This is a genomic window from Thermoanaerobacter sp. A7A (assembly GCF_000445185.1).
Taxonomy (GTDB): Bacteria; Bacillota; Thermoanaerobacteria; order Thermoanaerobacterales; family Thermoanaerobacteraceae; genus Thermoanaerobacter.
The window spans coordinates 1-10,036 of record NZ_AVAF01000127.1; the positions used below are offsets into that span (position 1 = coordinate 1).

Annotated in this window: 12 protein-coding genes; 9 read left to right on the plus strand and 3 right to left on the minus strand. The window is 35.6% G+C overall.

Annotation, left to right across the window (positions count from 1 at the left end):
• Window positions 1–89: 89 nt before the first annotated feature.
• The gene (locus M663_RS0109895) at window positions 90–1,085 is read right to left on the minus strand and encodes an AIR synthase family protein (RefSeq protein ID WP_029688801.1); all 996 of its coding nucleotides are present in this window, start codon (window positions 1,083–1,085) and stop codon (window positions 90–92) included.
• 217 nt (window positions 1,086–1,302) lie between these two features.
• Here M663_RS0109895 and pyrR point away from each other — a divergent pair, with 217 nt between their 5' ends.
• From pyrR to pyrE, 7 genes are all read left to right on the plus strand, one after another.
• Window positions 1,303–1,839: a bifunctional pyr operon transcriptional regulator/uracil phosphoribosyltransferase PyrR gene (gene pyrR / locus M663_RS0109900; RefSeq protein ID WP_029688802.1), complete on the plus strand. Its 537-nt coding sequence runs from the start codon at window positions 1,303–1,305 to the stop codon at window positions 1,837–1,839.
• 205 nt (window positions 1,840–2,044) lie between these two features.
• Window positions 2,045–2,959, plus strand: coding sequence for an aspartate carbamoyltransferase catalytic subunit (locus M663_RS0109910; protein WP_029688803.1), 915 nt, complete (start codon window positions 2,045–2,047; stop codon window positions 2,957–2,959).
• A 1-nt stretch (window position 2,960) separates the two neighbouring features.
• Complete coding sequence (locus tag M663_RS0109915) at window positions 2,961–4,256, plus strand: dihydroorotase (protein WP_029688804.1); 1,296 nt, start codon at window positions 2,961–2,963, stop codon at window positions 4,254–4,256.
• Window positions 4,257–4,315: 59 nt separating this feature from the next.
• Entirely contained in the window at window positions 4,316–5,239 is a 924-nt protein-coding gene (gene pyrF, locus M663_RS0109920; RefSeq protein ID WP_029688805.1) for an orotidine-5'-phosphate decarboxylase, read from the plus strand.
• Between the two features lie 8 nt (window positions 5,240–5,247).
• Entirely contained in the window at window positions 5,248–5,979 is a 732-nt protein-coding gene (locus tag M663_RS0109925) for a dihydroorotate dehydrogenase electron transfer subunit (RefSeq protein WP_029688806.1), read from the plus strand.
• On the plus strand, window positions 5,976–6,884 hold the full coding sequence (locus M663_RS0109930) for a dihydroorotate dehydrogenase (RefSeq protein WP_029688807.1): 909 nt from the start codon (window positions 5,976–5,978) through the stop codon (window positions 6,882–6,884). The genes M663_RS0109925 and M663_RS0109930 overlap by 4 nt, the downstream gene beginning before the upstream one ends.
• Before the next feature lie 13 nt (window positions 6,885–6,897).
• Entirely contained in the window at window positions 6,898–7,470 is a 573-nt protein-coding gene (gene pyrE, locus M663_RS0109935) for an orotate phosphoribosyltransferase (RefSeq protein WP_029688808.1), read from the plus strand.
• Here pyrE and M663_RS0109940 read toward each other — a convergent pair.
• The gene (locus tag M663_RS0109940) at window positions 7,467–7,700 is read right to left on the minus strand and encodes a peptidoglycan-binding domain-containing protein (RefSeq protein ID WP_003868407.1); all 234 of its coding nucleotides are present in this window, start codon (window positions 7,698–7,700) and stop codon (window positions 7,467–7,469) included. The genes pyrE and M663_RS0109940 overlap by 4 nt on opposite strands.
• A gap of 66 nt (window positions 7,701–7,766) precedes the next feature.
• Complete coding sequence (locus tag M663_RS0109945) at window positions 7,767–8,942, minus strand: class I SAM-dependent rRNA methyltransferase (protein WP_029688809.1); 1,176 nt, start codon at window positions 8,940–8,942, stop codon at window positions 7,767–7,769.
• Window positions 8,943–9,052: 110 nt separating this feature from the next.
• Here M663_RS0109945 and M663_RS0109950 point away from each other — a divergent pair, with 110 nt between their 5' ends.
• Both M663_RS0109950 and M663_RS15530 read left to right on the plus strand, forming a co-directional pair.
• The gene (locus M663_RS0109950) at window positions 9,053–9,760 is read left to right on the plus strand and encodes a tRNA 2-thiocytidine biosynthesis TtcA family protein (protein ID WP_029688810.1); all 708 of its coding nucleotides are present in this window, start codon (window positions 9,053–9,055) and stop codon (window positions 9,758–9,760) included.
• A 94-nt stretch (window positions 9,761–9,854) separates the two neighbouring features.
• The gene (locus tag M663_RS15530) at window positions 9,855–9,989 is read left to right on the plus strand and encodes a hypothetical protein (RefSeq protein WP_273702691.1); all 135 of its coding nucleotides are present in this window, start codon (window positions 9,855–9,857) and stop codon (window positions 9,987–9,989) included.
• The last annotated feature ends 47 nt before the right edge of the window (window positions 9,990–10,036 follow it).

Genomic DNA, 10,036 nt, shown 5'->3' on the forward strand with positions numbered 1-10,036 from the left:
GTAAGGTTGATTGAAATATTAAGACGTTCTACTCATTAAAAAGTTTAGATTATGTTTGTCATCCTGAGCCGGAACACTTCAGGCAAGAATTAAACTTTTATTCTCTCTCTATTTACTAAATATATCTCATCTCGCTCTGGTGGAGTTATTTCTTCTTTTCCTTTTGATGTTATTAAATATTTCCCTTCTTTTATAATTTTACCTATTATTGTAGCTTGTATTCCTTTTTCAGATAGAGATTTGACTATTTTATCTCCATCACTGGCAGTAATTATCATTGAACCGCTGGATATGAGCTTTAAAGGGTTTATGCCAAAAAAACGGCAAATTTCTTTTGTCTCAGGGCGTACTGGCAATTTTTCCTCATATATTTCAATGCCAAGGCTTGATGCTTCTGCGATTTCATAGGCTGCTCCTAATATTCCTCCTTCTGTTATATCGTGCATTGCATTTGCACTATTTTGTGCTGCAGTAAGTCCTTCTTCTATGACACTTATTTCGTTTATAAAACTTTGTGCTTTTAAGATAAAATCTTTATCGTAGCGCTTTAGCAGCAAATCTTCATAGTCAGTTGCTAAAATTGCTGTGCCTTCAAGGCCTAAAGCTTTTGTAACTATGACATCATCGCCTATTTTTGCGCCTTTTGTGGTTATGTACTCACCTTTTTTAGCCATGCCAATTGCTGTTGTGCTTATAATAGGCTTGTTTACTGTAGTGGTTATTTCTGTGTGGCCTCCTAAAACTTCAATGCCTAATTTTTTTGCTGCTCCATCTATTTCTTTCATGATGCCATGTAAAGTAGTTTCTTCAGTACCTTCAGGAAGCAGTATAGTTGATAATATTCCAATTGGCTTTGCACCACAAGAAGCCAAGTCATTACAGGATATTATGACAGATAAAAAGCCGCTTAATTTGTCTGCTGCTGTTATGGGGTCTGTTGAAAGAACTGCCACGTATTCGCCGAAATCGATTATGCTACTGTCTTCTCCTAATTGGGAGTGGACTAAAACTTCTTTTCTTTTAACTCCAAGATAAGGGAAAACACTTCTTTTTAGTATTTCTACAGGTACTTTTCCTACTTCCATTTTGTCACATCCTTCTTTTAATATTGGTGTCAATACTAACATCTTAGCACAATTTTTATTTTTTTTAAATATTCCATATAGACAAGTTGAAAAGAATGTGATAATATATAGAAAACGAAGTCCTTTAAGCAGTCCTGTGAGGCTGGCAAGGTTACAAATAATGTAGCATAAAAAACTTCTTGCCAGTGCAAGAAGTTTTTTTGTGGAGGTTAGGAAGTTGAAGATAAAAGCAGAGATAATGGATGAAAAAGCCATAGACAGAGCCTTGATAAGAATAGCCCATGAGATTGTGGAAAGGAATAAAGGCATTGAAGATGTGGTTTTGGTAGGCATTAAGACAAGAGGAGTGCCTTTAGCAGAAAGAATAGCAAGGTATATATCGCGAATTGAAGGGAAAAAGCCTCCAGTAGGGTCATTGGATATCACCTTATATCGCGATGACCTCACAACAGACCTTGAACAGCCTTTAGTGAAGAAAAAAGATATAGGTGTAGATGTAGTAGGTAAAATAGTGGTATTAGTGGACGACGTGATATACACAGGAAGGACTATAAGGGCTGCTATGGATGCAATTATCGATTTAGGGAGGCCTAAGGCAATACAGCTGGCAGAATTAATAGACAGAGGGCACAGGGAATTGCCTATAAAGCCAGATTATGTGGGTAAAAATGTTCCAACATCAAAAAATGAAATAGTAAATGTGATGTTGGAGGAAGTAGACAAAGTCAACAGAGTGGTAATAACTGAAAAGTAGCACCTTTAATTTAGCCCAGCGAGGCTAAAAAGGGAGAATGATAAATATTCTCCCGGAGTATTAAACTCTAAAAAGGGAGGATTTTTTATGCCAAAATTCAAAACCCTAATTTTAACAAAAGAGAATATTTTATACAAAAAGAGTAGTACCATTTCACATTATTGTGATGTGGTTACTACTCTTTTTTTGAAAGGAGGAAGGTAATGTGGATAGAAAAGACCTATTAGGCATTAAGGATTTATCGAAAGAAGAAATACTGGAAGTTTTAGATACTGCAAAGGAGATGAAAAAAATTCTAAATGGAGAAAAATATTCACAGATACTAAAAGGAAAGACAGTTGTGACGATTTTTTTCGAACCTAGCACGAGGACAAGACTATCTTTTGAGATGGCAGCAAAGTATTTAGGAGCCCATTACGGCAATATAGAAGTGGCAACCAGCAGTGTTGCTAAAGGGGAGTCTTTAATAGACACCATAAGGACTGTTGAGATGATGAAGGCGGATGTGATAATAACAAGGCACAACATGAGTGGAGCGCCGCATCTTATGGCAAAATACACAAATGCCTCTATCATAAACGCAGGAGATGGTATAAATGAACATCCCACCCAAGCCTTGTTGGACATGATGACAATCAAAGAAAAGAAAAAAAGCTTTGAAGGATTAAAAGTGGCAATAATAGGAGACATTATGCATAGCAGAGTTGCACGGTCAAATATATGGGGTCTTAAAAAGATGGGGGCGGAAGTAAGAGTTGCAGGCCCTTCCACCTTGATGCCACCGCAAATAGAAAAAATGGGAGTTAAAGCTTACTACAATGTGGAAGAAGCTATAAAGGATGCGGATGTAGTGATGGGACTAAGAATTCAATTGGAAAGGCAAAAAAGTGGACTATTCCCATCAATTGACGAATACAGAGAATATTTTGGGATAAATAAAGAGAGAATTAAACTTGCAAAACCTGATGCGATATTGATGCATCCAGGGCCTATAAACAGAAATGTTGAAGTTACTTCAGAAGCAGCAAATGCTGAGTATTCTGCCATAGAAGAACAGGTGACAAACGGTGTCGCTGTCAGGATGGCACTTTTAAAAATACTTTGTGAAAGGAGAAATTAAAATGAGGATGATTATAAAAAACGGTACTGTAATAGATGGGTTTGGAAGTGAAGTTAAAGCGGATATATTAATAGACTATGGAATAATAAAGGCTATAGATAAAAATATAGAAATTTCGGATGCAGTAGTAATTGATGCGACAGGTAAATATGTACTCCCAGGTTTTGTGGATATGCACACACATTTAAGGCAGCCGGGATTTGAAGAGAAAGAGACTATTAAAACAGGGACAGAGGCTGCAGCAGCAGGAGGTTACACTACTGTTGCCTGCATGCCAAATACAAATCCTCCTATAGACAATGAAATAGTAGTAGAATATGTAAAAAGCATTGCGCAAAGAGAAGGAGTTGTAAAAGTACTACCTATAGGAGCCATGACAAAGGGAATGAAAGGCGAAGAGATAACCGAGATGGCCAAACTTAAAAAAGCAGGGGTTGTTGCCTTATCTGATGACGGTTTTCCAATAATGAGTACAGGGCTTATGAAGAGGATAATGACATATGGAAAAATGTATGACTTACTCATGATAACTCACTGTGAAGACAAAACATTAAGTGGCGAAGGTGTAATGAATAGCGGAGTAATTTCCACAATGATAGGATTAAAAGGCATACCAAGAGAAGCAGAAGAAGTCATGCTTGCAAGAAATATCATACTTGCAAAGTCAACTGGTGTAAGGATTCACATCGCACATATCTCAACAAAGGAAAGTGTCGAACTTATAAGAGAAGCAAAAGAAAAGGGAGTGAAAATAACTGCTGAAGTGACTCCTCACAATCTTACCTTGACAGATGAAGCAGTCTACAATTACGATACAAACACAAAAGCTTATCCACCCTTAAGGACAAGAGAGGATATAGAAGCATTAATAGAAGGGTTGAAAGATGGCACAATAGATGCAATCGCGACAGACCATGCCTCTCACACTAAGGATGACAAAAAAGTGCCTTACGACATGGCTGCTTTTGGAATATCAGGCTTAGAAACAGCCTTTTCCGTGATAAATACTTTCCTTGTACAGACAGGTAAAATGAACATGAAAGATTTGGTCAATTACATGAGCATAAATCCTGCAAATATACTGGGTATATCCAGTGGGATAAAGGTTGGCAAGACAGCGGATATTGTGATTGTAGACCCTTATGAAGAGTATGTAGTTGACAAAGATAAATTTAAATCAAAAGGGAAAAACACACCTTTCCATGGTATGAAGCTAAAAGGAGTTGTGGAATACACAATAGTTGAAGGTCAAATAAAATATGCAAGGGATAGAAAAATTGAAAAAATTGAGGTATAATTAATAAAGGAATATTTATGCGATAAAATGAATAAATTTTCAATAAGAGGATGGTGTAGATGTTTATTGATAAATTAATTGAGAGTATAAAAGCTAAGAAAAGCCCTGTTGTAGTGGGGCTTGACCCCAGAATTGAAAAAACTCCACAATTTATAAAAGACGTTGCTTTTAAGAGAAAAGGAGAAAATATTGAAGGCATATCTGAAGCTTTATACCTTTTTAACAAAGGTATAATAGATGCAGTCTACGATGTTGTGCCTGCGGTCAAAATCCAAGTTGCTTTTTATGAAGCTTATGGGATAGAAGGATTTAAAGCTTTTTTCAAAACTGTTGAATACGCTAAAAATTTAGGGCTTATGGTAATAGCGGATGTTAAAAGGGGAGATATACAAGAGGTTGCAAAAATGTATTCAAAAGCATATATGCAAAACCAGTTGTTTGATGCGATTACTGTAAATCCTTACATGGGTGAAGATACTATAATCCCTTACGTAGAAGATGCGATCAAATACAATAAGGGTATATTTGCACTTGTCAAGACTTCAAATAAAGGTTCTAAAGATATACAGGATATAAAAACTGCAACAGGAGAATACGTATATCAACGAGTTGCTAAAATAATAAATAAAATTTCAAAGTCAGCAGTTGGGAAATATGGCTATAGTTCTATAGGTGCAGTAGTAGGTGCAACATATCCAGAGGAGGCAAAAGTGTTAAGAAAGGAAATGCCAAATTGCTTCTTTCTAGTGCCAGGCTATGGGGCACAAGGGGGGACTGTTGAAGATATAATGGATTGTTTTGATGAGAATGGACTTGGCGCGATAATAAATTCTTCCCGGAGCGTTATCTATGCATATCAAACTCCTTACTGGAAAGATGTATATTCTGAATATGAGTATGCACAAGCGGCGAGAGCAGAGGTAATTCTTATGACAGGCATGATTAACAATGGGCTTGTTAAAAGAAAATACATTGCTTGTTGAGGTGAAAGATGAAGAGCAGGATATTGTCTAATGAAAAGATAGCCAGTGGCATTTATAAATTGGTATTTGAGTGGAAAGGGGGAATACCCTCTCCAGGCCAATTTGTAATGGTAGACTGCAAAGGCAAGACTTTTCTAAAAAGGCCTATAAGCGTATGCTCTGCTGATGACAAATCCATGACAATTGTGTACCAAGTTAAAGGGGAAGGTACTAAAAATTTATCCGAAATGAAAAAAAAAGACACAATTGAAGTAACAGGTCCTCACGGACATGGTTTTGAACTATATGAGGACAAAAATGTGTTAATAGTAGGAGGGGGAATAGGCATTCCTCCCCTTCTATACCTTGCTAAAAAAATCAAAGCAAAAAATTTGTATATTGCGTTGGGATTTAAAAGTGAAATTTTTCTTGTGGAGGAGTTTAAAAATTTAGGAGAAGTTATTGTCACGACAGAGGACGGAAGTTTTGAGAAAAAAGGAATGGTGACACAAGGAATTGAGGATATAATTGATAAGATTGACATAATATATGGCTGTGGACCAAAGCCTATGCTAAAGATATTACAAGATATTTCTCTTAAAAATAACATTCCTTGTCAAATATCTGTAGAAGAAAGGATGGCTTGTGGCATAGGAGCTTGTCTTGTATGCGCTTGCAAAGTGAAAAAAGATGGTGGTTTTGAGTACAAAAGAGTGTGCAAAGATGGTCCCGTCTTTTGGGCAGAGGAGGTGGAGTTTTGAATTTACAAGTTGAAGTTGGGGGACTTAAGTTAAAAAATCCGGTGATGACAGCTTCAGGTACTTTTGGATTTGGAAGAGAGTACGGAGAATATATTGATTTAAATCAATTAGGGGCAATAGTTGTAAAAGGACTTACAGTAAAACCTAAAGAAGGTAATCCACCTCCACGAGTTTATGAAACTCCTTGTGGAATGCTAAACAGTGTAGGGCTTCAAAATCCGGGTGTAGATGCTTTCATTGAGAAAGAGCTGCCCTTTTTAAGAGATCATGATGTTGCTGTAATAGTAAATATTGCAGGAGAAACCATTGAGGAATTTGCTTACATGGCAAAGAAGCTTGATATAGATGGTGTTGATGGAATTGAAATAAATGTCTCCTGTCCAAATGTGAAAAAAGGTGGTATGGCTTTTGGAATAAATCCTGATGATATATTTAATATAACAAAAGAAGTAAAAAAAGTTACACAAAAAACTGTTATTGTAAAATTAACACCAAATGTGACGGATATGGGGGTTTGTGCTAAAGCAGCAGAAGATGGAGGAGCAGATGCTGTATCTTTAATTAATACAATTGCAGGAATGGCTATAAATATTGATACAAGAACCCCTGTTTTTAAGAACGTGATTGCGGGTTTGTCTGGACCTGCTATAAAGCCTATTGCCCTTAGGATGGTGTATGAGGCAGCGAGAGCCGTGAAAATTCCTGTTATAGGTATGGGCGGTATAAGTTCATTTAAAGATGCATTAGAATTTATGATTGCGGGGGCGAAGGCAGTGGCAATTGGCACTTGTAATTTTGTAAATCCCAATTGCACAATTGAGGTTATTGAGGGAATAAAACAATATATGGTTTTAAACAATATAGAAGACATAAATGAGATTATAGGTTCTTTAAAGGTTGATTAAAGGGGATGAGAAAATGGAAAAAGAAGAAGTCTTAGAGATTTTTAGCAAGTTAGGAGTAATTAACAAAGGACATTTTTTATTGACATCAGGAAAACACAGCAATACCTATTTGCAGTGTGCGAAAATATTTCAATATCCTAAATACAGCGAAATTTTTAGTAAAGAATTGGCATTAAAATTTAAAGGCCACGAAATAGATGTTGTAATAGGGCCTGCAATTGGAGGAATTATATTGGCCTATGAAGTTGCTCGTCAAGTTGGAGCAAAAGCTCTTTTTGCAGAAAGAGAAGAAGGAGTAATGAAGCTAAGAAGAGGGTTTGAAATCAAAGAAGGAGAAAATGTGCTTGTAGTAGAAGATGTAGTGACAACAGGGGGCTCCGTAAAAGAAGTTATAGAGTTAGTCAATTCTTTAAAAGGCAATGTTATAGGAGTTGGAAGCATAGTTGATAGAAGTGACGGGAAGGTAAATTTTAAAGTTCCTTTTAAGTCTGTGGTAAGCTTGTATGTTGAAGCATTTGAAAGAGAGGAATGTCCCCTTTGCAAAGAAGGCATTCCTCTTGTAAAGCCGGGAAGCAGGAAATTTTAAGGTATAAGCATATTTATAACTCTCATTGTTTCAGGTCCTACAATTCCGTCAACTTTAAGGCCATTGTCCCTTTGAAATCTCATAACAGCGTTTTTGGTCCTTGGCCCAAAAATGCCGTCTATTGGACCAGGGTCATAGCCTAAACTTTGAAGAATCATCTGAAGCTGAAGGACATCGTACCCGACGGTACCCTCGTATAGAAGCCTGGAGCCTAATTGTTGCCTCTCCATTTTTTCACCTCATTTATACACTTTCACTATTACACAATATGATAAAAATAGGGAAAGTGTTCTTTTTTATAAGACTTGTAGAATTAGGCACTTTAAGTATTGAGTTTCTTCAGAGGCTAATAATATTGGATGGTCTTTTGATTGAGTACGTTGTTCTACAAGTCTTACATTTCTTTTGGCATCATTGGCTGCCTCTTTAATGACATCTAAAAACATATCAGGTTTTATGTGCTGTGAACAAGAACAGGTGATGAGAAAGCCTCCTTCTCTTAGAATTTTTAATGCTCTTAAATTTATTTCCTTGTATCCCCTTAATGCGTCTTTTACAGTTTCTTTGCTTTTTGTAAATGCAGGGGGATCTAGTATTACAGTATCAAACTTTCTGCCTTCTTTGTCATATCTTCTTAATAGGTCAAAGGCGTTGTCACATACGAAATTACATCTTTCTTGATAACCATTGAGTTCTACATTCTTTTTTGCGATTTCAATGGCTTCCTCAGAGATGTCGACTGTCTCAACTCTTTTTGCACCATAGTGAAGGGCATGTACTGTAAATGAGCCTGTATGGCTGAAACAGTCTAGAACTTCTGCATCTTTAACGTAATTTTGAATTGCTTTTCTGTTTTCTTTTTGATCTAAAAAATACCCAGTCTTTTGGCCATTTTCAATGTCTACCCAAAATTTTATTCCATTTTCTTCAAATTGTTGCATTGTGTCAAACTTGCCGTACAAATATCCTTTTTGCTGTGGAAGCCCTTCTAGTTCTCTTACATTTACATCATTTCTTTCATAAATGCCTTTGGGATTTAATATTTCAACAAGGAGCTTTACTATTGTATTTTTATATTTATCTATACCTAATGCAAGAGTTTGCAAAACAAGATAGTCACCGAATTTGTCCACGATTAAAGCGGGTAAAAAATCTGCTTCTGCAAATACAACTCTGCAGGAGCTCAAATTGTCCATAACTTTTTTTCTGTATTCCCAGGCTGTTTTAATTCTTCTTCGAAAAAACTCTTTATCTATTTCTTCATTAATATCTCTGGTCAATAATCTGACAGTTATCATGGATTTTAGATTTATGTATCCTTTTCCTATGAATTCTTTTTTGTGATTTAAAACATTTACAATTCCACCTGGAGTGTAATCTCCCTCAATTATATTTATTTCAGTTTTGTATATCCAAGGGTGACCATTTAAAATCCTTTTAATATTTGTGTTTCTTAATATAACGTCTGCCATAACATCTCTCCTCACAACTTCTAGTAATTTTTTTATATCATAATTAGTCAAAGTATTCAATTGTATTGACATATTCCTGTGAATAGTATTAATATTGAAGGGGTGATAGTATGCAAAAAATACTTGGAAGAATAAGAAGAGCAGTTCAAGATTTTAATATGATACAAGAAGGAGATATAATAGCTGTTGGTGTTTCAGGAGGAAAGGACAGTATAACCCTTTTATATGGATTACATCTCCTTAAAAATTTTTATCCGAAAAAATTTGAGGTAATGGGATTGATGTTGACGTTAGGCTATGATAATTTTGACCCAACGCCTGTAGAAAATTTTTGCCGAGAAAAAGGGATACCTTTTTTTATTAAAGAAACAGATATAAAAAAGATAGTATTTGATTACAGGAAAGAAGAAAATCCCTGCTCTTTGTGTGCAAATTTAAGAAGAGGAGCTTTAAACAATTTTGCAAAAGAAAAAGGATGCAATAAAGTGGCTTTAGCACATCATTATGATGACTTGATAGATACTTTTATCATGAATTTGTTTTACAATGGAAGGCTTCATACCTTTGAGCCAGTTTCTTTTTTAGACAGGTCAAAAATTACTGTAATAAGACCTATGATATATGTTAAGGAAAAAGACATAAGAAGTGAGGTGAAAAAGAATAATTTGCCTGTTGTAAAGAACCCTTGCCCTGTTGAAGGACATACGACAAGACATTATATAAGGAATTTGATAATAGATTTAAAGAAAGAAATACCTGAGATAGACAAAAGAATTTTTACAGCGATAAAAAAAGATATTTTTCACTTTGAAGGATAACTGCAAAGAAGAATAAAAGTCAGCAAAAAAGAGTATAAAGAAAAAAACAAGGACATTTTCTGCTATTTTTCGACATAATGGAGTTTTATAGGGATTGAACAATTCTTTTAAAAATGATATATTAATAAACGTCGCTGCTGAGGCGGCAAGACAGCAAAAAGGGGTATTGACAAGAGAAGATAGATTTGATAATATAGAGGAGCTGCGGAGAAGCAGTGAGGGACCTTGAAAAATGAACAGTGAGGCGAAAAAAAGGTGTAGAGAAGAGTAAGGAAA

Excerpts from the sequence above, each read along its gene's own strand:
- M663_RS0109895 (WP_029688801.1), bottom strand. The coding sequence starts at position 1,085 with ATGGAAGTAGGAAAAGTACCTGTAGAAATACTAAAAAGAAGTGTTTTC.
- M663_RS0109915 (WP_029688804.1), top strand. The coding sequence starts at position 2,961 with ATGAGGATGATTATAAAAAACGGTACTGTAATAGATGGGTTTGGAAGT.
- pyrF (WP_029688805.1), top strand. The coding sequence starts at position 4,316 with ATGTTTATTGATAAATTAATTGAGAGTATAAAAGCTAAGAAAAGCCCT.
- M663_RS0109925 (WP_029688806.1), top strand. The coding sequence starts at position 5,248 with ATGAAGAGCAGGATATTGTCTAATGAAAAGATAGCCAGTGGCATTTAT.
- pyrE (WP_029688808.1), top strand. The coding sequence starts at position 6,898 with ATGGAAAAAGAAGAAGTCTTAGAGATTTTTAGCAAGTTAGGAGTAATT.
- M663_RS0109940 (WP_003868407.1), bottom strand. The coding sequence starts at position 7,700 with ATGGAGAGGCAACAATTAGGCTCCAGGCTTCTATACGAGGGTACCGTC.
- M663_RS0109945 (WP_029688809.1), bottom strand. The coding sequence starts at position 8,942 with ATGGCAGACGTTATATTAAGAAACACAAATATTAAAAGGATTTTAAAT.
- M663_RS0109950 (WP_029688810.1), top strand. The coding sequence starts at position 9,053 with ATGCAAAAAATACTTGGAAGAATAAGAAGAGCAGTTCAAGATTTTAAT.